The 23,632-nt window shown below is 54.2% G+C and carries 11 protein-coding genes; 5 read left to right on the top strand and 6 right to left on the bottom strand.

The features are described from left to right. The 4 genes from FHS27_RS24875 (at window position 1) to FHS27_RS24860 (ending at window position 7,517) form a co-directional block, all read left to right on the top strand. Entirely contained in the window at window positions 1-2,919 is a 2,919-nt protein-coding gene (locus tag FHS27_RS24875; protein ID WP_184308142.1) for an alpha-L-rhamnosidase, read from the top strand. A 147-nt stretch (window positions 2,920-3,066) separates the two neighbouring features. Then, window positions 3,067-5,010 (top strand): endo-1,4-beta-xylanase, encoded by a 1,944-nt coding sequence (locus FHS27_RS24870; RefSeq protein ID WP_184308141.1) that lies wholly within the window; start codon window positions 3,067-3,069, stop codon window positions 5,008-5,010. Window positions 5,011-5,189: 179 nt separating this feature from the next. Further along, window positions 5,190-5,993, top strand: coding sequence for a 3-keto-disaccharide hydrolase (locus FHS27_RS24865; RefSeq protein ID WP_246420857.1), 804 nt, complete (start codon window positions 5,190-5,192; stop codon window positions 5,991-5,993). A 195-nt stretch (window positions 5,994-6,188) separates the two neighbouring features. After that, window positions 6,189-7,517 (top strand): sulfatase family protein, encoded by a 1,329-nt coding sequence (locus FHS27_RS24860; RefSeq protein WP_246420873.1) that lies wholly within the window; start codon window positions 6,189-6,191, stop codon window positions 7,515-7,517. A 480-nt stretch (window positions 7,518-7,997) separates the two neighbouring features. On the opposite strand, the gene FHS27_RS24855 is transcribed toward FHS27_RS24860, so the two are convergent. The 5 genes from FHS27_RS24855 to FHS27_RS24835 all read right to left on the bottom strand — a co-directional run bounded on the left by FHS27_RS24855 (window position 7,998) and on the right by FHS27_RS24835 (window position 18,398). Then, a complete protein-coding gene (locus FHS27_RS24855) occupies window positions 7,998-9,230 on the bottom strand; it encodes an MgtC/SapB family protein (protein WP_184308138.1) in 1,233 nt (410 codons plus the stop codon). A 208-nt stretch (window positions 9,231-9,438) separates the two neighbouring features. Continuing rightward, entirely contained in the window at window positions 9,439-10,926 is a 1,488-nt protein-coding gene (locus FHS27_RS24850; RefSeq protein WP_390854508.1) for a sulfatase family protein, read from the bottom strand. A 173-nt stretch (window positions 10,927-11,099) separates the two neighbouring features. Beyond that, complete coding sequence (locus FHS27_RS24845; RefSeq protein ID WP_184308130.1) at window positions 11,100-12,584, bottom strand: sulfatase; 1,485 nt, start codon at window positions 12,582-12,584, stop codon at window positions 11,100-11,102. Between the two features lie 409 nt (window positions 12,585-12,993). Then, window positions 12,994-15,735, bottom strand: coding sequence for a GH116 family glycosyl-hydrolase (locus FHS27_RS24840; RefSeq protein WP_184308128.1), 2,742 nt, complete (start codon window positions 15,733-15,735; stop codon window positions 12,994-12,996). A gap of 761 nt (window positions 15,736-16,496) precedes the next feature. Further along, on the bottom strand, window positions 16,497-18,398 hold the full coding sequence (locus FHS27_RS24835; protein WP_184308127.1) for a glycoside hydrolase family 97 protein: 1,902 nt from the start codon (window positions 18,396-18,398) through the stop codon (window positions 16,497-16,499). Window positions 18,399-18,903: 505 nt separating this feature from the next. Between FHS27_RS24835 and rbsK the strand changes: the two genes are divergently transcribed. Beyond that, window positions 18,904-19,863, top strand: coding sequence for a ribokinase (gene rbsK / locus FHS27_RS24830; RefSeq protein ID WP_184308125.1), 960 nt, complete (start codon window positions 18,904-18,906; stop codon window positions 19,861-19,863). A gap of 33 nt (window positions 19,864-19,896) precedes the next feature. Here rbsK and FHS27_RS24825 read toward each other — a convergent pair whose 3' ends face one another. Next, on the bottom strand, window positions 19,897-23,232 hold the full coding sequence (locus tag FHS27_RS24825) for a beta strand repeat-containing protein (RefSeq protein WP_315854684.1): 3,336 nt from the start codon (window positions 23,230-23,232) through the stop codon (window positions 19,897-19,899). Window positions 23,233-23,632 lie beyond the last annotated feature (400 nt).

The raw sequence follows: 23,632 nt of genomic DNA, 5'->3' as shown, positions 1-23,632 counted from the left end.
ATGCATCACTTCAACTTAAACCGAATTTCGCTCCCCGTGCTATTGCTTTGGCTCGGCACGACCTGCGCTGTCGCGAACGAATTGCGACCACACTCGCTCACCGTCGGGGAGAACTTTGTTGACCCGGTCGGCTATTACGATTCGACGCCGGTGTTCTCGTGGAAGCTGCCCGTCGACGAGGACGTCAAAGCACAAACTGCATACCGAATCATTGTTCAGCCAAAATCCGTGTCCGATGAAAACACCGATCCCATCTGGGACTCCGGCAAAGTGGAATCCGATCAATCGGTGTGGATTCTTTACGAGGGCCCCTCGTTTCATTCACGACAACAAATCACGTGGCGCGTCAAGTTTTGGGACGATCAGAATCGCGAGTCCGAGTGGAGCGACGAGGCCACGATCGAAATGGGATTGCTTGGTCAGGATGATTGGAACGCTCAGTGGATCGAGTTGGACCGCGGGAGTCGCAAGCCCGACGAAGTAAAGATATTGAAGGCGGAATTCGGCAATCGCATCGCGGGTGGCGATAAGGTTCGCGTTGTTACCGAGAACATTCGACGAGCGATCCAGCGTGGATCGACGCCGATCCGAGTTGTTCCCGCTCGACTCGGCGGTGACCCTGCTCCGGGAGACGATAAGACCCTGTGGGTGGAATACGACATCAATGGCGTTCGCAAGCAAAAAGAAGTGGCTGAGAATGGCGCGTTTGATCCGTATCCCAAGACCACGGCCCACCCTGCCTACTACATGCGGCGAGAATTTGAATCGCCGAAGAAAGTTATGCAAGCTCGCCTTTATGCGTCGGCTCTGGGGATCTATGAGTTCCAAATCAATGGTGTGCGTGTTGGTAACGACATGCTGTCGCCGGGATACACCATGTATTCCAAACGCGTCGAGTCGCTGACTTACGACGTAACCGACTTGGTTCACGATGGTAACAACGCGATCGGCGCGGTGCTCGGTGAGGGCTGGTACGCGGGCAAATTGTTACTTCGTAAACGTAGCGATTTGGCCAAACTGACGCCGAAACTGCTCGCACAGTTGGAACTCACCTACGCCGACGGCAGCGTCGAAACGATCGTGACCGACGACAGTTGGCGGGCGACTGACCAGGGACCGATTCGCGCCGGAGGTTTCTATCACGGTGAGGACTACGACGCGTCAAAATCACTCGGTAAATGGGCCGAGGCTGGTTACGACGATGCGGATTGGATGCCGGTGAAGTCAACGGAACTGGGCAACAAACCTTCGGTCGTTCCGAAACGATTGCCACCCATTCAAGTCATGAAGACGCTGAACGCGGTCGAGATGACTCAGCCGGAACCAGGCAAGTACGTTTTCGATTTCGGTCAAAACCAAGTCGGCGTTCCGGCAGTCACGATCCCCGTCACGAAAGGCGAAACGGTTTTGATCCGTTTCGCGGAAATGCTGCAACAGGACGGCACGCTCTACACGGCAAACTACCGCTCCGCTCGATCGCAAGCCACCTACGTCGCGGCCGAGACCGGAACGGCCACTTATCAACCGTCGCTGTCGTTTTTTGGCTATCGCTACGTCGAACTGAGCGGGCTGGCCAGGGGTGAAGAGTTAACCACCGAATCCGTTGTTGCCAACGTGATTCATACCGACTTTCCATCCAAGGGCAGCTTTACGTCGTCGCACGACAAGCTGAACCAATTGCAAAGCAATATTCGTTGGGGCCAGCGTAGCAACTTTGTTGACATCCCAACCGATTGTCCGCAGCGTGATGAGCGACTCGGTTGGACGGGTGACGCTCAAGTTTTCTTGCCAACGTCGTTCTTCAATTTTGACGTTCATTCGTTCTGGGCTCGTTGGCTGCAAAGCGTACGTGATGAGCAAACCAGTGAGGGAGAGATTCCACATACGGTGCCTTCGACGCCATTTGGCTACGCAAGCCCGGGTTGGGCCGACGTGATCGTGACGGCACCTTGGCAGGTTTACGTACGCACAGGCGATGAGGGCATTCTGCGTGACAACTACGAGGCAATGAAGAAATGGGTGGCGGTTTATGAACGTCGCTCGAAGGATTTGATCCCCGATCTAAAAGGATGGGGCGATTGGTTGCAGCCCTACACCAAGACAGACCGCAAAGGTGATACGGCCCAGGAGTTGATCGCCACCGCCTACTTTGGACGCGACGTCCGTATTCTTCACTTAGCCGCCTCCGCACTGGGCAACGATGGCGATGCAAAGCGATACGGCCAACTACACGCCGACATCCGAACGGCGTTTACAAAACGCTTTTTTCCAGGTGAGAAACCTCATCCCGGTGCGAACACCCAAACCGCCTGCCTGATGGGACTCGGCTACGACCTGATTGAACCTGACCAGCGACCAAGAGTGGAAGCGATCCTTTTGAAACAGTTCGAAGACGCGGATCGGCACCTGCGAACCGGCTTTTTGGGGACACCACTGATCGCTCCGGTCTTCGATGAACTGGGGTATTCGGACATCGCTTATGAATTACTTTTCAAAGAAAGCTATCCGTCGTGGTTCTTTTCGATCAACCAGGGCGCGACCACGATGTGGGAACGGTGGAATAGCTACAGCCACGCCGATGGATTCGGGGACGCGAGCATGAACTCGTACAACCACTATGCCTACGGTGCGATCGGTCAATTCATGTACGAACGCGTTGCCGGCTTGACGCCCGATCCGAACCATCCCGGCTACAAGCATTTCTTCGTCCGTCCACTTGTCGGTGGGCCGCTCACGTCAGCACGTGCGGAGCTCGAAACCAACTACGGAACCGCCGTCAGTGGTTGGCAACTGCGGAAAGGAAGACTCGAGATGGAAGTCGTCGTCCCGCCAAACACGACGGCGACGGTCGTTTTCCGGGGAGGCAAGGAGAGCCAGACTCTCGCGGCAGGAACGCATCAGTTCTCGCTGAACAGGTAGTCTCGAGGCGATCGATCTCGAAAGCCACTGACACATTGAATCTTCCAATCATCATTCCAAACCAAACCGCAACACTGCGTTGAAGCCCTTGGTTTCTTATCGCAATCTAAAAATACAAAACCCGGCAACCTCTTCAGAACAATAGCAATGCACAACACCGACGCTAACCTTGTTGATAGGTTTACGCTTTCCGCTTCCGCGATCCTTGCGATCGTCTTCTCGCTGACTTTCACTTACCACAGTTCCGCTGAAAACGCATTCTCGCAATCGTCCGTCATCGTGCCGCCCGAAGGCGGAGTCGACGTGCTGTCGTTTGGTCCCGAGCACTCGGTTGAGTTTGAAATTCGCAACGTCACTGGCGAGGCGCAATGGATCAAATCCGAAGACACGTCTTTCGCCGACGTGTACTGCGTCGAAACGGACACTCGGTTCAGTGATCCTGAAAACATCGGAGTGAACATTCCGATCAACGGATCCGTTTCCAAAGGCGATGTCGTCTTGCTCTCGTTTTGGATGCGTCGTCCGGGTGCGGGTGGTCAACCGAACAACGCCTACCTCTACGTTGACTCGGCGATCGGCGAAACATCGTACCGTTACAACCTATCCGCGTATCGCGAATGGACCCAGCACGTTCGATCGTTCGAGGCGAATCAAGACTTCGATCCGGCGGAGTCCTGTTTTCGCATGCAACTCGGCGAAGCCGGAACCGTTGTGCAAATCGCGGGTTTGCGACTGGTGAACTACGGCAACGAACGGGATATCACGACGTTGCCACGGTCAACGATCATGTACAAAGGTCGCGAAGAAGATGCTGCTTGGCGGAAAGAAGCACTCGCCCGAATTGAGCAACTGCGCAAGGGGGATCTCAAGATCACGGTAGTCGATGCCGAAGATCGTCCCGTTTCGAACGCCCAAGTTCATGTCGCGATGCAGCAGCATGCATTTGGATTCGGCAACGCGGTCAATTCCGAGATGCTCGGTGCCGACGAAATCGATTTTCCGATCAACCCCAAGAGGAACATTGTCGTTACTTGGGAGGAAGCTCAGAAATACCGCGAAGTCGTGAAGAAGTATTTTGACCGAGTCACCTTTGAAGCCGAGTTGCGACCTCATGTTTGGAAGCTGCTCAATACCGACGAAGGCTCTTGGAAACGTAAGAACCGTATCTTCACCGAAAACACGATTCCATGGCTAATCAAAAACAACATTACTGCCCGTGGTCATTATGTCGCGTGGGCGCCGATGGACTTCAATTCTGTCGAAAAAGAATTCGTCGGCAATCCCGAGGGACACCGGGCTTGGCTGTGGGAGCACATGAATGACGTGTTACCCGCGACCGCCGGCTATGTCACCGAATGGGATACGATCAATCACATCATTGGTTGGGGAAAACACACGTATGAGATTGAGTACGGCGGCCCCGAGATTTACGCCGAGATCATGGCTGAAGCTCGACGTCTGGCTCCTCACGCAACGCATGCGATCAACGAAGGGAAAGTGCTGCCCGACGGATACAAGCGAGAGCCGTACAAAAAGATCATTTGCTTTCTAAACGAACAAGGCCAAGCTCCTGATATCGTCGGTTTCATGGCCCACTTCGGTTTGACATCTCTCACGCCGCCCGAAGAACTGTTGCAGGTCTATGACGAGTTCGCCGAGATTGCACCACGTCTGCAACTCAGTGAATTCGATGTCGAAACGGGTGATGACGAACAGTTGCAGGCCGACTACTACCGCGACGTCATGATCGCCTCGTTCAGCCACCCAAACTTTGTCGCGATCGTGCAATGGGGGTTTTGGGAAAAGATGCACTGGAAGCCCGCCGCGGCGTTGTGGCGTGAAGATTGGACCATCAAGCCCGCAGGCGACGCATTCGTCGACCTCGTCGCAAACCAGTGGTGGACCGACGAAGTGACTCGCACCGACAACAACGGCAACAGTCAACTACGCGGTTTCCTGGGCGACTATCAAATCACTGTCACGAACGGTGAGATGATCAAGACAGTGGACACCACGTTGACCTCCGATGGAACCGAATTGCGGGTGCAACTTGCGAAACCAAAAACGATCGTCCATGTTCTTTCTAACTGAAAACGCGGACGTCTCGAAACTTCCCGAGCCAACAAAGACGTTGATACACTGACGAACGAACGCATCGGCAAGTAAAGTATTGGCATTCTTTCGTGACGCTCATCTATAGGTTGCAAACCAGGTGGCGAGAGAAGGGGCCATACAATGCCTTTCAAGTTTTCTACAACCAAGGAACGAACATGAACCTGACAACGAGACTAAACGCGATGTGCATCCGACTATTGATTCCAGTAACACTGGTTTGCTTAACTTGTGTGTGCTCCGATGCAGTCGCTCAGGAGCTAGATCCGCAACAGCAAGCATGGTCGAAACCGTATTCCAAGCAGCCGAACGCGCCCAACCCCGAAGAGATGTTGCTCAATACTGACGACGAGCCTGATTTGAGCGATGGATTCGAGCCTCTATTTAACGGCACCGATTTGACAGGGTGGGTTGCCAAAGGCGGAACCTGCACATTCGAAGTCAAAGATGGGCTGATCATTGGAACGTGCGTGCCGGGATCCAACAGTACGTATCTGTGTACTGAAAAATCGAACTACAAGAACTTCGTCTTTACCTGCGACCTGAAGATGGAAGTCGATGGCAACACGGGCGTTCAGTTTCGCTCGAAAACGAAACCGGGAAAAACAGACGCGGCGACGTCCGAGATTGTGTACGGTCCTCAAGTGGAGATCGAAGGACAGGGCAAGAAGGGCCGCCACTGGTCCGGCGGCATCTATGGACAAAGCTGCGGCGGACATTTTTACCCATTGTGGTTGAAGGAACATGAAAAAGCTCGAGCAGCCGAAGACGCCACGGGATGGAATCGCGTCACCATTTCCGCCGAAGGTGACGTGGTCAAAACGTGGCTCAACGGAGTGCCGTGTGCGCACTGGGTCGGTGACGGCACCTACGCCGACGGATTCTTTGCACTGCAGGTTCACAAAGGCAATGCGGGCACGATTCTGTTCAAAAATATCCAAGTCAAAGAACTAGCCGAGTGAACACACCCGGCCCATGGCAAGCACTCTCTTCGCTGAGGCTTAAGCGTAGAGAGTGCCGAAGGGTCTGGTTCAGATACTAATCATTTCAGAACAATCAGCTTCCCGATCGAATCGAATCCAATGAAACACAAATTTCCCAAGCCGACCTGCCTCTCGGTGTTGTTCTGCATATTGGCCGTGTCAATCCAATCCGATATGCAACCGTGCGACGCTGACGAGGGCACTGCTCCGCCGAGTCGTATGAACATACTGGTTCTCTACGCCGACGATTGGCGGCATGACACTTTGGGGGTCGCGGGAAATCCCATTGTCAAAACCCCAACCCTCGATCAGCTGGCCGGTGAGGGAATCCGCTTCACTCACAACTGCGTCACCACGGCGATCTGCGGAATCAGCCGCGCGACGCTTTTTACGGGCCAATGGATGTCCCGCCACGGAAATCAGTCCTTTAAACCATGGAAGACGCCTTGGGAAGAAGGCTACCCTGGTTTGTTGCGTAATCATGGTTACTACGTCGGCCATGTCGGCAAGTGGCACAACGGCAGGATTCCCGCACAGCAATTTGACTTCAGCCGCGTCTACGCGGGAACCCATTGGATTGACCAACCTGATGGAACAAAGATTCATGTCACGCAGAAGAACGAGAATGACGCACTAGAATTCCTGAAGACTCGCCCGGATGACAAACCGTTTTGTTTGACCGTTGCGTTTTTTGCCACGCATGCGGAAGATCACAACCCGCTGCAGTTCCTGCCGCAACCTGAAAGCATGGACCCCTATCAAGACGTCACGATTCCTGTCCCGGTGAACGCAACTCAAGAATCTTTTGAGCGATTGCCTGAGTTCGTGGGAAATGAAAAGAATGAAGGTCGTAACCGATGGCACTGGCGTTTTGATACGCCGCAGAAATATCAAACGATGATGAAGAACTATTATCGCTTGGCCACGGAAGTCGACACGACGTGCGGTCGCATTCTTGCTGAACTGAAAGAGCAGGGTATCGATGAAAACACTCTGGTTATCTTCACGACCGACAACGGCTACTACCACGCCGAACATGGATTGGCGGACAAGTGGTACCCACATCAAGAGAGTATTCGTGTGCCATTGATCGTGCGTGATCCGCGGATGCCCAAGAACATCGGCGGCCAAACCAACGATGAGTTCACGTTGAACGTGGATCTCGCGCCAACGATCTTGGCCGCGGCAAAGATCGATGCTCCCGAAACCATGCAGGGCCGTGATTTCAGTACGCTCTATCTCGCCAGCGAAAAACCACAGTGGCGAGAAGAGTTCTTTTACGAACATCCCATGCTGAAGACCACCGAGTTTATCCCGGCGTCCGAAGCCCTCGTTCGCAAAGGCTGGAAATACATGTACTGGCCGGAGTTCGAACGCGAACAACTATTTGATCTGACGGACGACCCAATCGAGGAAAAGGATCTCGCTAGCAATCCTGAGCATGCGGTGAAATTGGGCGAGATGCGGAAGCGATTTCTGCAACTCAAAGAGTTGGCAAGATAACCTCATTCCGCAACGGCAGCCAACTCTCTCTTCAAATCAAGAATGCAGTCCATCCATTTTTCAATCGCCAATCGATGCCACTCTTTTACTGAGGCACGCGTGGTTGCAACAACCTTGATGGCACCCACAGGGTTCAGCCGCTCAATCACATACGGCTGCACGTCAAAATGGAACGATTCATTGCCGTTGCCTTGCTGTCCCTAAGGCAAACTGCACGGACTGCAATCACGGAATTTTTGTCCTATCACCGACGTTGTTCCGAAGGAGTTCCGTCAACACCAAATGCGATAAGCAAACAGTGAGCCTATCCCGTTTGCGAGATTGGACGGTCCAAATCGGTCCGACCTCGCACAATGGAATCACAGCACCGACCGCTATCCAATTCGGAAAAGTTGCCTCCGCTCCACGTCGTGCTGCCTTGCCTGGTTCATATTGAACACGGTCGGCCCACATCAGCACGTAGGTTTCGCCACACGGGCCTCAGGGCCAGAGTGCGAGCAGCAGGCCACCACCCAACGCGGCAATTCCGAACGTCACGATGACGTAGGCCAGCAGTTTACGGCTGCCCAGGAAAGCGACCGCGGTGGCTTTGAAGAACAGGTTGGACAACGTCGCGACCAGGATCACGCGCCACGCGGTTCCCGCATCGACGCGGTGGTCGTTAAACATTTTGGCCGTCGATAGCGTGATGGCATCCATGTCGGTTAGTCCAGAAACTCCCGCGATCCAGTACAGAGCGTTGTTGCCAAACATCTCCTTTGCCGCGGCGACCAGGAATAGCACCAACGCATAAAGGACGCCGAACACGATCGCGGGTTTCATTTGTGCGGGATTGTCGTGATCGGCCGGTTGCGATTCCATTTGCCTCAGCGGCACGTAGAGCACGAGACACTCGATCGCCATCAGAATCAGCATCGCGGAGATCGGATACGCGGCAACCTTCAGCAGTTCGGGGGCGACGATACCGATCTCGACTAACACGCGAAAGTTGACAATCGTAGACGCAATCAAAATCACCAACGCTGCCATCCCGCTGATCTCTGGTGCGTCTTTCGTTTGCCGAGCGTAACTCACCGTCGTTGCCGTGCTCGAGATCAGTCCTCCGAGAACCCCGCCAAGGATCGCACCGACTTTCGCACCGAGCAACTTATAGGCAACATACGCCACCATGCTGATGCCGACGATCAGAACGACCATTCGCCAGATATCGTAAGGATTAAGAACTCCGTAGGGGCCGTAAGTTTCGTTGGGAAGGACCGGAAGAATGACGAGCCCGATTAATGCGAGATTCATGACCGACCGCAGATCCTTGTCAGTCATCGCGCCGACGAACCCGTGAAGCGGGCGTTTCCAGTGAAGCAAAACGGCCGCGATGCCGGCGGTCACAATCGCCGGCCCACTTCTGCCCACGCCCAAGGCGCACCCCACCGCGAACATCAACAGTGCTGCGATCTCGGTTGTCATGCCTGCGTCAAATTGTCCGGCACGGAATTTCGCGACGTTTGCCATCATCAGCAGTCCAGTAATCGCCAACAGACCGCTCGCACACATCCATCCGCGTTGGTCGTCGCCGACCATCGTGCACAGCGTTCCCAAAATCGTGATCAAAGGAAACGTGCGTATCCCCGCAATTTCGGATACTTTCCACTCTCGCTGCAGCCCAACGAGGAGACCAAGGCCGAGCGAAGTAGCGAGAGCGAGATAGGTTTCCATGGGGGCGCCATTGGCGGTATGCGTAGCGAAGAACGTGCGAGCAAAACACGTTCCTGTACACTAACTCGCAGGCATGCGTCTGAGAATGCGCAGGCCGTCGGAATTGATCACTTTGGAAACCGGCCAACCATGTCATGACGATTGGCGCGGCAGCGAAACACCCCGCACTAGCGCCTCGTCAAACCTGGCCATCGATCATGCAAAGCCTTCACTTCTTCGGCTGCTTCCAAAGAACGATATTTTCGATATCGTTCTTTGCGGGAGCGCCCTCAGTACTGCGTCCGCGCTCGATATCGGAGGTGAGTTGCTCGAGCAATCGCTTAACGACCTCAGGATTTGATTCATACAGATTGTTCGACTCGCCGGGATCGGCCTCCATGTCGTACAACTGCGCGATCGGGCTTCCTCCCGAGACCTCGTATTCGCGTGGCGAAGTGAGACCGCCCGATCCCTTCGCCAGCAACAATTTCCACTTTCCCTGACGATATGAGAAATACCCGTCAATGGAATGATGAATCAGGCCGGCTCGACTCGATTGGATCGACTGACCTCGCAACGCGGGCAGAAAACTAACGCTGTCCTCCCCAGCGTTCTCCGGCACGCGTACATCAATCATGTCCGCAAACGTTGCCATGCAATCGGATTGACAAATCAATTCATCCGAAACGCTGCCTGGCGCGATCACCGCCGGCCACCGCGCGATCATTGGGATGCGATGTCCACCGTCCCAAAGGTCGCCTTTGGAACCTCGCAAATGCGCACTCGGATAATGCCCCTTTGATTGCAGGTCTGGAATTTTGGCTGTTTTGGAGCAACCATTGTCACTCGTGAAAAGCACCAGCGTATTGTCACCGAAACCGGCAGCGTCGATGGCATCGACGATTTCGCCAACGACCGCATCGGTTTGCATCACAAAATCACCGTAACGTCCCAGTTCGCTTTTGCCTTCCCATTCTTTCGACGGAACGACGGGAGTATGAGGGGACGTCAGCGCAACGTATGCAAAGAACGGTTTCGATGCGGATTGTCCGTTGATGAATTCGATCGTCTTCGAAGCCGTCATTGGCAGAACATCGACGGCTTCGAAATCAGGTTCCGCGGGGCCTTTGCGAAAACCGAACGCTTTCACGACACTACCTTCACCGACGAAGCGGTCGTTCTCAATGTAGATATACGGCGTCATGTCCAACGAAGCGGAGATGCCGAAATAGTAGTCGAACCCACGTTCGGTCGGTCCGCCGCTGATGGTACCCGACCAATCGATATTCTGCGGATTGTGTCCTTTCACCGGGCGGTCGTCAGTGAGCGGAATGTTCATTCCGACATGCCACTTCCCGATGGCTGCGGTCGCGTAGCCTTCTCGTTTGAGAAGGTCCGCGACAGTCGGGCGTCCTTCCTCAATCATCGGTGGACTGTAACCGTACAGAACGAACCGCTGTAGCGTCGTTCGCCAGTTGTATCGTCCCGTCAAAATGCTGTAACGCGTCGGAGTGCAAACCGAAGATGTCGAATGCGCGTCAGTAAAACGAATCCCCTGTTGAGCCAATCGATCGATGGCAGGTGTTGCGATTTTCCCCTTGTCTGGATTCAAACACTGAATATCGCCGTATCCGAGATCGTCCGCCAGGATCAATACGATGTTCGGCGGACGAATTTCCACGGTTTCGGCGTTGACATTTCGGATCGGCAAAGCCACATCAGCGGCCCAGCACGCAACAAGAACGCAACAGATCAGAAGTCGTCGATCGAACATAATCAGCTAGAAAAGCGAGACATGAATTTGGGGACATGAGAAACCGCCCGCCCCATTCGGCGGAGCGAGCCGTCAGACACGGCGACCGAATCACCCGGAACCGGCGACTCGGATTCCTATTGAAGATACTCTGGCTTCCAGGGCTGCCGGCCCTCTTTGGGTTGCAAAAACTTCGCGTCGACGTCCTGGTACCACGCATGAAGTTTCTTTCGCATCTGTTGAACCCGTTCCGGCATTTCTGCCGCGAGGTCTTTGCTCTCGCTAAGGTCGGCTTCCAAATCGTACAGATGAACCCGCCCGTCCTCGTAGCGTTCGAACAGTTTGTACTTCCCAACCCGGATCGCACCGCCCGGGATACCGCCTTGATTGCTGTAGTGTGGGTAGTGCCAGTACAGTGCGTCACGATCGAGCGCCCCCCCTTCGAGTGCTGGGCGGATATCGATTCCGTCGATCGAATGCTCGATTTCAACACCCGCAGCGGACGCAATCGTTGGCAGCAAGTCGATCGAACAGATCGGTGTCGACGATTCCGACCCCGGTTTCGTCACGCCTGGATAACGCACGATCCACGGTTCACGAACGCCACCTTCATAAACCCAACCTTTGCCTCCGCGAAGCGGCAGGTTGCTCGTCGGGCTTCCTTCTGACGTTGAGAGGCCACCGTTGTCAGACGTGAACACAACAATGGTATTGTCTTCGAGCCCCGAATCTTCGATCTGTTTGAGGACCTTCCCGACGGCTTGATCCATCGCCTCGACCATCGCGGCGTAGACGGCGTGCTTTTGCAAAACACGAACCTTACGCGGCTTCTTACCGATGACCTGCTCTTCGTCTGCGAACTCTTCGCCCTCGACCGCTTCGGATTTCTCTTTGTATTTTTCGACCAAATCGGGACGTCCCATCAAAGGTGTGTGAACGGAGTAGAACGCGAGGTAAGCCAAGAACGGTTCGTCTTTGTGCTCGTCGATAAACTTTGCCGTGTCACGAGCCAATCGATCGGGCAAGTGATCACCCTCGGGACTCTCGACTTCCATTTGTGGGTTTTCGAATGGTCCGAAATAGCGTTTTCCGGAATAAGGACCTCCACGGCTATATCCGCCAATGTTGACATCAAACCCCTGGTTTTGTGGGTAGTACTCTTCGGATTCACCGAGATGCCATTTCCCCGCGAAGAAGGTCGCATAGCCTTTCGTCTTCAACGCTTCCGCGATCGTGATTTCCTCGATCGGCATATGATTGTTCAGCGGAGCAGGTTTGAAAGTACCGCCACGCATCCCCGAAAAGAAATTTGTCGCTTGGACGCGAGTCGGATACTTCCCCGTCATCAGACTGTAACGCGTCGGTGAACAGACCGGGTTCGCGGCATAACCATCGGTAAACCGCATTCCTGATTGGGATAGTCGACCGATGTTCGGCGTGTCGTAGAAGCAATCCGGGTTGTTCGCACCAACGTCCATATACCCCAGGTCATCAACGAGAAAGACGACGACGTTGGGTGGTCGGGTAGGGGAAGACACCGCCGCACCTGCATGTGACACTGCGGAAGAAGTAAGTAACAGTAGCACGAGCGCGACGATGCGAAAGCGAGCTGAGTTGTTCATGCGGGATTCGTTTGTCTTTCGAGGGAATTCGTAACGTTTCTGTTGGCAATTTGATCTTTAAGCGGCTCACAACGCGGTCGAGTCAACTCGAATGCTGCGGTGACTTATGATTAAGGAAAACAATGTGAGCCGAAGGGGACCTCACCCGAACAACATTCATCCGAGTTCATGAGTGTTCGGAAATATCACTGCGACATCGCAAACCAGCACGGGGCCTCTCGCTCCGATTAAGGAACGGCACGCCACCTTTCACGATCTGGGACACAACAGATTCGTTTTCAAGTGCGTCATTAGCCATCAATTCTATACATCGAGCGTGTTGCATTGCAGTCGGGCGTACTAACTGAGCGAGTTTTCAACGAAATGGCGAGTGTTCGCACCATCAATCATCAGGATACGGGTTACTTATTCACGTCATCTGAATCTCCATCTTCTGTCCGGCGTTCAGACGCACGCGTGAATCAAACTGTATCACATAGCGATCTTTCACTTGTTGGAATGTTGTCGAAATCGGACCTGCATCAACAACCACGTTGACTTGATTCGGCGCAACGCCTTCAACGCGATCAAGACTCAGTTCTTTCAAGTCGAGGGTCCCGTAGCGGAGGTCAATCGATGCTGCTTGTTTTCCGTCACCGGCGGTTTGTGAGAAACTGCCCCACCCGGTAGCAGTGGTGAATGCGGCACGAAAACGATTCGGTGTCAATCGCGGCGCGAATGCGAGCCGTTGTTGCGGGCCATCGTAGCGGTAGCCACATATTGCAAGATACGCACCGTAACTCGCCATCGCACGGGAATAATGATCGCTACACTCAACCTCGTTGTACGGATTGCGATCTTGCGGCAAATACCGGTCATAAATTGCCTTACCGATAGCGAGGCCTTTCTCGACCATGCCTTCCCAAATCATGTGTGCGGCGACCTGCCACTCAAACCCCGTCATGCACTCGTTTAGATATCCCGCGTAGCTCTTCTTCCCGCTCTTCGGCTCGACTTTGCCATAAGGAAAACTACACATGATCAATCCCGCGTTGCCGGCCGCGGCATACCAACGTCCGTCCGTCATTTTTTCACGAAACAAACCGACGTCGGGTGCGAAATTGTATTTCCATAGAGACTCAAGTGTCTGACGCACCTTATCTTTGGGCAGCACTCCCTCGATCCCCAAGTTCCATAACCACGAGTCGCCGAGTATTTGGTCGATGTGGCAACCGTTGGTGGAACCGTGCCCTTCGTCTTTCCCTGGACCAGGTTTGTGAATGAAATAGCCGAAGTCGTCGTTCCAAAGCAGATCAACCATTCCCGGCACTCCCTTCGCCACAATGGCCTCGTATCGACGCGCAACGTTTGGCTCGTTCATTTGCCGTGCCATCACCGCCGACGCCTTCAACGCAGCATGATACAAATTGATGAGCCAGTGGACTTGGCCGAACCAAGGCTCGTCGAGAGTGTTGTGCTGAGAACCTTCGAGCAGTCCGTCCTCATCGGGATCCCATTTCGCGATGACATGGTCCATCGAAAGCCGGGTACGATCCCATAGACGATGTAAGAACGCATGGTCATCAGACATTTGGCTCTCACGCAGCACACGCAGAATCGTGCCGCAGTTTCCATCAATGGCGTCACCAAATTTGGGATCGGTATAGCGAAAACGAATGCTGCCAGTTTTAGAATCAAACCCCAATCCATACTCGACCTGATCTCGATTTTCTCGTTCGATCTGAGGAAAAATCCGCGAGAGGCCCTGCGCGTAATGCCAAACGTGAGTGCAATTCCCCGGGCAACACTTGACCCCTTCGTCAAAATTGTAGTGTTCCGGTTCCTGTCCCTTTGCCAGACGCTGTCCTGTATGCGTTTGCACGCAGTTCAGCGTCACGAAAGTGCGTTCCAAAAACCAATAGGGAAGCGTCGAGTCATACCATGTATCCGTCCACATCTGAGTGGCACCGAGCAGTTCCTCCTGCTTCGCTGCGACCGTTCGAGCTGCATCGGCAGCCGTTGGAAACTGCGTCGCGTAGTGATTTATTCCGAGCGAAGTTTTCTTGCCGAACACTCGGCTGTACTCGACGTTCGGGAATCGCCACGACAATGTAAAGGTAACCGTTTCCGACTCGCCTGGCCCAATTGACAACGTCTTCCCCATGGCGGCAAATCCGCGTTGATCGAAATCGCGAGTGCTCACCTGTCGATGTTCTACCTCGTTTGACCTGGTATCAAAAATCCCATCGGCGCCAGGCTGTCCGCGATCAATGTCAACGATCGTCGGCCGGTCGTCGCCGAGCAATCCCAACGCGATGTTGCCATAGTCCGCGGATCGTTTGAGCTTCGCATTGTCCAAATTCGCGAAGCACTCAACGGTTGAAATACCTTCCAGCTCGCGATAAACGCAATGTTTTTTGCCCTTCGCTTTTATCCCGGACTTGCGGTTCGAAAAGTTTTCAATCCATCCCGCGATCACAACCTCTTGCTCGCTATCAGATGTATTCGTGATGGTATAACGCATCACGATCACTGGATAACTCGAATCATCGCGATTAAGCGGAATGAAAGGCGTGCACGCTTCGAGTTTGACGCTCACGGGGCAGTCCGGGTCGACATAGTCCACCGTCGCCATCGGGAAGTGGTTTGTGAACGTCACATCCGCAAAACCGTGCTCATCGAGAGTATGCGTTTTCTCTGACCCGACACCGTGGACTTGCAGCGCAAACCCTTGACTCATCGGACTCGCGGCAACATCCGGCTCCAAAAATCGTGGCCCCTTCGGCGTTTCCTTCTTAAAGTCACGAGCCCCGTCCAAATTCCAACGCCACAATCGTCCATCACCGCCGAGATAAACCTGTCCGGTACAAATACCATTGATCGGCATGCCGATGTACTTCAAATCGTCCCCCGTAGCTGTCATCGGATTGCCGCGTGCATAGAGGCTTTCAATCCACTGCTTACTCAGCTTCTTATCCGCCGGGATCGGATGATCCAATTCACTGTCCGAAAAGGGGCCCGCCATCACACCGCTGCGCCCGGCGAGCAGCATCGCAGCAGATAGCCCCGTCGCCTTAATAAATCCGCGACGACCAGTTGATTTAGGCGAACAACACTGCGCATCGGAGCAACAGCTATCGACGACGTTCAATTTTGAAGTGGATTGATTCATGATTAGTTCGCGATTGCTGTGGCACGCGGGGATTGTTCGGCAGGGCTTTTCAACCAACGAGTGTGCCTTCCAGGCACCATTAATAGAAGCGAAAATGACTTCGTGTTATCTCATTCATTCCTGGTCAAATTGAATCGCCTACGCTCGAATTTCGATGGGTTTGACAGAACGTCGCAGGACACGACCCGCTTTCGATTTCTCCTAAATGCCCGCGACAATGGGTTCACCCACCATAAATTGGGCAAACCAAGGCCGGTCCGCTTTTGCGAGAATCGAGGCTTCCATCGGGTCGTCACCCGAAGTGATGCCACCTGACACAATCAGCAACTGGTGCACGGCGATAAAAACTCGAAAAGAGCAGTTGAACTTCATTCGCTCGGATGACCTGTTAAAACGATACCGTCTGCTGAAAATTGAAAGTTCCCAATCGTGGCTCGACGATCACGGGGCATGACGGAACCTCGATACGCGACATGCAACGGAAATGCGACACGCTACGCCGTTTCAAATGCCAACGCAAAACGCTCCCAAAAGAGGCGGATGATCTCGCCAAAATCGCAATGCACATGCTCGTCCATTGCAGCCGCCATTCAATCGCGACTTGCGACATTGCTTTGATGAATTGCGACAAGCAAATGCGTTCAATTGACGCTTTTCAAGAGCAGTTCCCTTCGACGTTATCGCGAACCCTGCCACGGAGGCATGCCGCCCAAATCTGCCAAGCTCGATCGCTACGAGTGAGCGTTCGCCGGGATGTCGGTCTATGGTATCGGCGTCAGTATCATGGCGTGCCCTCCGCCCAACGCCATATTGATCGAAAGCGATTGCCCGCTTTCAACCGTTCGAGTCACCACTTCGTAGGACTCAGGGTTGGTAATGCCATCGGTCTCTTCGGTGTCCCGATACAATTTGGCCTCGTAGCTGATCCCCTCTGTCAGAAAATCCAGCTGGATTGAAATTTCGCGGGCATGCGACTCGCTGTTAACACTGCCGACGAACCAAACATCGCCGGAGCGACGGGCCACCGTCAGGAATTCGCCCATCTGGCAGTTGGGAACTTTCGTGTCATCCCACGTCACGGGCATCTGCTCGAGAAAGTCAAACAGGTCGGCTTTCTTGTCGTATTCTTCAGGCGCGTCGGGCAACGTCACCAGAGCGCTGTTGATAATCAGGCACCGCGCGACTTCACTCACGACGGTCGTAACGTAGCTGTTTTTCTCTTTCGGGCCCTTCATCCGTTCGCCAGCATTGATGCTTTCGATCCCAAAGTTGCCGTTAGAAAGATCGAGCGGACCTACCAACCCATTGATCATCGCTGTCTTCAAAAACGTCTTTGGTGTAAAGACGCGGCGAGCATCTTGTTGGCCGTGACCATATTCACGTGAGATCATGTTCGGCATCGTTCGTTCGACGCCGACCATTGGTACGGGCCCGTCGTGAAAGAAAACCATCAGCTTTGCATCAGCGGCTGCTCGAATGGCCTGTCTCGTGAAGGGGACGTTGTTTCCTCGAAATCCGTACTTGATTCCAACCGCACCGAGATGAGCGTAATGATCAAAGATGCGATCGTCACCGAATTTCCCTTTGTGCTCATCGTAATACAACATCACGCGCACGCCGTGGTCATTTGCATATCGGATGACTGCTTCGATATCGACGTCTGGCGAGACTTCCAATTGGCCGTCTTTCGCTGACGTGAACCAGTAGTCATCGATCGTTAGGTATTCGATTTCATGAGCAACGCAGAAATCAATCTGACGAAGGTAGCTACGGGTGTCGATCCCGTATTCAAACGAACCATTGTCGTAACCGTGAATCCGCCAATCCCAAAGCCCCTTCCCCGGCTGGATCCAACTCGCATCCTGCATTTTGCACGGTGCCGCGAGATTCAATGCCACAACGTTGGTCAGCAGATCGCCAGCTTGGTTGCCGAAAAGAACGACTTTCCACGGGGTGATAAACCCGTCGTTTCGCGGGGTGAATCGAGCGACACTTTGGATCGTCGACGTGTTTGGTTTGATTAAAAATCGTCCCGTTTTAAACAACTCGGCGGAATACAAATCCGATTCCAGCAAGGCAACCCATTGGCCGCTATCGAGATGCATGACGAAAGGCAACGCGACCATTTTCGCTCGCGATCGGCCCATGGCGTTGGATCGAATCGGCCCCGATGGCGACCGCGATCCGGCTTCGCCCCAGTACGCGCTGAACTCGCACTTTGCCCGATAATCAACCGACAGTTCAAATCGCTTATCTCGCAGATCCGGTTGAGACGGAGCCGAAAAACGAAACCCGATTCCGTCGTTGTAAACGCGGCACTTCAGCTCAACCTCAACGCCTGAAATCTCGAGTTTCAGCACCAGCTCGTTGGCGTGGTCACGGATCTGGGAGAAGGCCCCCCAGACAGGCTTCCAACATTCGTCGATCATTTTGGTTTCGACCGACAAAACTTTGTATCGTGGACGCGTCAAAATCGACAGCGGCGATTTCTCGATCAGCGTTTGTCCATTCCAGCTCAACTCATAGTCGAGATCTGAGTCGCTACACCCCAATTTGACGGTGGCCTGACCGTCCGGGGATGAAACCGAGTATTCCTTGCCCGAGACATCGGATATCGAAATCGAGAGAAATCCACACAAGAGTACAATAACGGGGTATTTCATTGTGCGATTTACGATCGAGTCGAGGGAGTTCTAATAGCGAGGATGTATCCGATATCGCACGCGAGGCGAGTAAACCTGCGCCGAAATGTCATGCGTTTCCGAAACATTGTAGATAGACAACTGCTTTGATGGCACTGATCGTCACTGGCAGTCTTCTATTATCTGCCGATTGCTCCATCCAGGAAGACACTATCGTATTCCAAGACAACACTCCAACAGACGTGCACATCTAACGATTGGATTTCGCGAAATCATTCATTTCAAACGCCGCGGTTTCCGTTGCCCTTTCACATAAACGAATCGCGGACCGCAAATCTAAACAGTTCAAACGAAAAAAAATGCAAAATTTCGCTGCGACCCTCCCGCCTTTCCAACGCTAGTGAAACCAACGGGTGGTCACTATGCTCACTGAGAGACGTGGAAAACCTAGCTCAAACCGTTTCAGCTTTTCGGAACGTGTTAGCGTTTTGGAAACCATGATAAGAAACTCGAACCAGACGACGAAATGAGCAGAGCTGACGACCGCGAGAGTCCGTTACAAACGCCTCCACCGAACGTGGTTGTTTTGGGTTCGATCAATATGGATGTCATGATACGCTGCGCGACGTTGCCCACGAGAGGGCAAACGGTATCGGCATCGTCCTCGCGTGAAGTCTGCGGGGGAAAGGGTGCCAACCAAGCCGTCGCGGCCGCCAAGGCTGGTGGATCCGTTCGCATGATCGGACGCGTGGGTGACGATGCGTTCAGCCAACGACTCATCACGAATTTGGTCGAACATCGAGTGGACAGTCAGTCGGTGCGCACGACTCCGCGATGTGCGAGCGGGTTAGCGATCGTTGCGGTCGAGGACTCCGGTGAAAATTCGATCCTGCTGGTCGCGGGTGCGAACGGTTGCGTGACACCCGACGATGTGATTGTTTGCCGAGACACGATTACGGCGTCGGACGTACTGCTGATGCAGTTAGAAATTCCCACCGCGACGGTGCTCGCGGCGGCTCAAATCGCTAGGGACGCGGGCGTTCGCTGCATTTTGGATCCCGCACCCGTGCCTCACGATTGGACAGATCGTTTACTGGAAGTGGATCTCATTTGTCCCAATGAAACCGAAGCCGGCGAAATCACGGGCATTCCAATCGAAACTATCGCAGACGCGGAAGAGGCCGCGAAGCAGTTGCATCGACGTGGTGCCAAGAACGTTGTGATCACATTGGGAGAACGCGGGACGCTCCTTTGTGCCGATGGACGTTGTCAACACATTGCACCTGTCCCGATTCAAGCGATCGATACAACGGCGGCCGGTGACGCGTTTGCCGGCGCGTTGGCAGTTCGTTGGGCAGAATGTGACGATCTCGCCGACGCGGTGCGTTTCGCGAGTGCCGCAGGAGCACTCGCCGCAACCAGCGAAGGAGCGCAACCGAGCCTCCCAGCTCGTACTGAGATCGAAGCGTTACGCGGAACAAGATAATCCTATTTCGCGATTCGCGTTCGTTCGCGGCGTTCACGCGTACTGGTCTAGAAATACTCCCTTCAGCGATCGCCCTTGGGGTAACGATTCCCCACCGGCGAGCGTTTGCAACTGCAATAACGCAGTGGCGGCTAAATGAACGGCAGCGAACGGATTCGCATCAGCTTCCGAATAATGGCCTCCGGACGCAAACTCGAACAGGTCACCCAACGCTCGCGTGGTTGCTTCCAAGGCATAACCTTCTAACGGATCATAAATATCCGCAATCGGTGCTAGGTTCACATTACCGCCGGCGCTGACGGAAAACGCGTCAAACGTTCCTTGGAATCCATCCGCCAGCGTCAGAGCCAAGCGAATGCCCTCTTGCTCCGCGATATATCGTCCATTCTCAAACGCGAGACTTTGTCCGTTGAGCTCGATCACTCGCTCCGCACCATGTGCCCGGTAACTGTTGCCCGAATAGGACCTACGAACTTCCGACGTTGCGCCGGCAATGTCGATCGGGTCAAAGGCACCGACATAGTCTTCGCTGAACTCAAACGTAACGCTGCTGCCATCAACATCAATGTCAAACACATCGTCAGACGACGTGTAAGTCACGCCATTGATCGTTGCCGTTGCGTCGCTACCCCACGCGGAACCGTACTCATCGGCGCCGGCAACGTCGAACGTCGACGGCGTCGAGCGAAGCGTGATCGGGTTCAAGCCGCCGCTGAACCCTGATGCCAATGTAAAGGAAACGTCCGCGTCCTCGATCGTGAATTGGAAATCGTTGCCGTCCGCAATCACGTTTTGCCCGTTAATACTCGCCTCGGCATCAACGCCAGTCGCTACGCCGGAGCCATCGACACCGCTGATCGTGAATTCACCTTCATTGGAAGTCGCCGTCACCGAATCCGCGACACCCGTGAATCCTTCGGCGAGGCCGATCGAATACGTCCCAAACCCATCTGCATAGGAGAGTCGATTGCCGTTGGCCGTCATTTGTTCCCCGTTGATCGTAACCTCTGCGTCGACACCTGCAGCCGATCCGTTGCCATCGCCGCCATTCGTGTTGAACTTCCCTGACTCGAGCGAGATCAACACGGTGCCTTGAGTCCCCTCATTCACACTCTCCAGTGTCAGATCGTTTCCGGAAACGGTTGCGGTGACTCCCGTCGAGGACGTCTCCGCGTTGATTGCGTCGCGCACCGAGTCGAGCGATTGTTTGTCCGCAAAACTAAAGCTTGCACTACCGAACTCACCACTGATCGTGACATCGGCGGCGTCTTTCATCTCTCCGCTTTTTCCTTGGTAAACCAGTTGCCCACGCTCGGCCTCTGTGTTGACCTCAACGTTCAACGTCTGCGACGGCGCGGATTCGAGCGAATCCACTGTAAAACCGGATACTTGAGCGGCGTTGACTCCAGATACGTTGCCCGTACTCGCGTTGACTGTAATTGCGTCCAACGTTCCCGAAAATCCGGCCTCGACCTCGAACGAATAGCTGCCGACACCGTCGCTATACGTGACATGATTGGCATCGGCCGTCACGGCGTCGCCGTTGATAATCAGCTCCGCATCAAGGCCCGTCGCGTTGCCTTCTCCGTCACCGCCGGCGGTGTCAAACTTTCCTGTGTCCGCCTCCGCTGCCACGATTGCGGATGAACCGTAAGTTTGGCTTTTGAGGGTCAGTTCATCGCCCGAAACCATCGCGACCACTCCGGTTTCATCCGTGTTCGAGTTGATCAAATCACGCACCGACACCAACGACTGATTCCTCACGATCAAGATTGTCGTGCTGCCGAGATTCCCTGTGATCGACAAGAGCGAGTTGTCTTTCACTTGACCGTTGCTTCCCTCATAGACCAACGCTGCTTGCGCGGCCGCGATAGCGACCTTACCTTTCAACACGCTTCCGGGATCTGCTGCTGAAGTCACCACCTCAAAGGAGCCGAATTGGCTCGCGTTAACCCCGGCCACTTCGGTGTTGGGACCAATTTCGGAAACAGAAACCTGCACGGATGAGCCAGAGCCCGCCGCTTGACTGCTAAACGTGAGTTCATCGCCATCGACGGTCGCAGTGACTCCCGTCGTCAACGATTCGCCGTTAATGCGATCACGAACATCCGTCAACGACTCTCCTTCCGTAACCGAGTACTCCGCACTGCCGATGTCACCGGTCAATGTGAACGTTGCGGAACTCGCGACAACGCCTCCGGTGCCTCCGTGGTACGTCGCGTGTGCTTCATCGGCGGCCGTGGTGATACTGCCAGTGAGTGTCACCTCGGAACCGTCAGCAATGTCAGTCAATTCAAAAGCGTCGATCTGTTGTGCGTTCACGCCTTCGACGGAGGACTCGTAGTGTGGCACGACATTGTCGACGCGGATCTGCGAGGCGGCTCCCCTCTCCACTGATTGCAATCGCAATTCGTTATTGACCACTTCTGCGGTCACGCCGGATGAATCGGCGGCATCGTTGACTCGCGTGGCTAACTGAGTGAGCGTTTCGCCTTCGTTGGCCGAAATATTGACGGTTCCGTAGGCGCCCGTCACATCGAACGCAGCCGTACCGTTGACCAATCCGTTTCCATCACCAACGTACGTAACCGTTGCGGAGGTTGCGAGAGTATCGCGTGTCCCTTGCAATGTTGCCGACTGCCCCAAACGCAGATCGCTGATGTCGACGTCTGCGACCTGAGTGAGATTCTGACCTTCGATCGTCGGTGCGAGCGATCCTCCAACAACGCGAATTGGACGGACGTCGACCGACAGCGATGCGTTGGCATTTGGATCGCGCGAAGCGAGTTGCAACCGACCGTCCACGTTACTGGCGAGAACACCGTAATTGTTCGAATTGATGGTACGCACCAATCCCGCGAGCGACGTTCCCTCCCGAACGGTAATGTTCTTCTGCCCGTTACCGCTGTCGACCGAGAGCGTGCCACCGCCTTGGATCAATTGGCTCGTTTCCTTGATGACGACACTCGCCGGACGTTCACGCGTGGTGACGCCACCGGAGAACGTCAGGGACTTGCCCAACGGAAGCGACAGCACTTCAACGTTGGCGATTTGATTCGCGTTGACTCCCTTGAGCACCGCGTTATCGGGGCCACCGAGATCAAGAGACGAGCCGAGCAGATTGCTGATTTCGGCGAGGGCATCATCGATCGCCGACTGCGAATACGCTCGCTCCCCTTGCGCGGACGCCATCGCCCGATCGCGAATGTTGGTAACGAGATTCGTGATTCGGCGAAACGTCGGATTGATGGATTGCCGAAGCGTCGTGGTATCGGACGCACTCGAAACACGCGCACTATACTGAACGTTCTCGATCAGTAACCGTCGATTAATCGCAGCGTTAGGCGAATAGCTTGAGTTGATTGACACCGGGAGCACGCTTACAGCGTCACCGCGTAATGCGACGCTGCCCAAGAAGGAAGCCCCCCGGCTCCGCCGGTAATCACCAAACTACCGGCTATAAAACCTATGTTCAATTTGAATGGGATGAGACGAAAAAACGAAAAACGGGCTAGCAAATTCCGTGTCGTGCGGGTTCCCATCCGGCACGAACCACATAACCCGACTCAGGGTGAGACCAGCGGGTTTCAAAACTCGCATTTCCACCTCAACTTGCGTAGTGCATTCCTTCGTCGTGAATGCATTGCCTTCCGCCATTTCAATCAATGCCCGTCGAGACCGATCGATGTCATCACCGCATCTCGGTATGCTCAACTTTGTGCATGCTGTAACAACGCAAATCGCTCGCAAAGCTGGCATGCATGTATCG

The organism is Aporhodopirellula rubra, from assembly GCF_014192335.1.
Lineage (GTDB): Bacteria > Planctomycetota > Planctomycetia > Pirellulales > Pirellulaceae > Rhodopirellula > Rhodopirellula rubra.
Note: the sequence above shows the minus strand (reverse complement) of the source record. Positions and strands in the feature narration are given on the sequence as shown.

Bases quoted from the DNA above. Each gene is read 5' to 3' on its own strand.
- rbsK (WP_184308125.1), top strand. From the start codon at position 18,904: ATGAGCAGAGCTGACGACCGCGAGAGTCCGTTACAAACGCCTCCACCG.
- FHS27_RS24845 (WP_184308130.1), bottom strand. From the start codon at position 12,584: ATGAACAACTCAGCTCGCTTTCGCATCGTCGCGCTCGTGCTACTGTTA.
- FHS27_RS24870 (WP_184308141.1), top strand. From the start codon at position 3,067: ATGCACAACACCGACGCTAACCTTGTTGATAGGTTTACGCTTTCCGCT.
- FHS27_RS24865 (WP_246420857.1), top strand. From the start codon at position 5,190: ATGAACCTGACAACGAGACTAAACGCGATGTGCATCCGACTATTGATT.
- FHS27_RS24860 (WP_246420873.1), top strand. From the start codon at position 6,189: ATGCAACCGTGCGACGCTGACGAGGGCACTGCTCCGCCGAGTCGTATG.
- FHS27_RS24835 (WP_184308127.1), bottom strand. From the start codon at position 18,398: ATGAAATACCCCGTTATTGTACTCTTGTGTGGATTTCTCTCGATTTCG.
- FHS27_RS24855 (WP_184308138.1), bottom strand. From the start codon at position 9,230: ATGGAAACCTATCTCGCTCTCGCTACTTCGCTCGGCCTTGGTCTCCTC.
- FHS27_RS24875 (WP_184308142.1), top strand. From the start codon at position 1: ATGCATCACTTCAACTTAAACCGAATTTCGCTCCCCGTGCTATTGCTT.
- FHS27_RS24840 (WP_184308128.1), bottom strand. From the start codon at position 15,735: ATGAATCAATCCACTTCAAAATTGAACGTCGTCGATAGCTGTTGCTCC.